Annotated in this window: 1 protein-coding gene; it reads left to right on the top strand. The window is 52.9% G+C overall.

The annotated features are described in order from the left end of the window. The coding region (locus FDX22_RS32370) for an aminotransferase class IV (RefSeq protein ID WP_255433098.1) at nt 1–240 on the top strand (240 nt) is incomplete at both ends.

The raw sequence follows: 240 nt of genomic DNA, 5'->3' as shown, positions 1-240 counted from the left end.
GGTAACTATCTGTCTTCGCTGCTGGTGGGTAGCGAAGCGCGTCGTCATGGTTACCAGGAAGGTATTGCGCTGGATGTGAATGGTTACATCTCTGAAGGCGCGGGTGAAAACCTGTTTGAAGTAAAAGACGGCATTCTGTTTACCCCGCCGTTTACCTCCTCCGCGCTGCCAGGTATCACCCGTGACGCAATCATTAAGCTGGCGAAAGATCTCGATATCGAAGTGCGTGAGCAGGTGCTG

The sequence above is a fragment of the Citrobacter sp. TBCS-14 genome (assembly GCF_005280805.1).
Lineage (GTDB): Bacteria > Pseudomonadota > Gammaproteobacteria > Enterobacterales > Enterobacteriaceae > Citrobacter > Citrobacter gillenii.
Note: the sequence above shows the minus strand (reverse complement) of the source record. Positions and strands in the feature narration are given on the sequence as shown.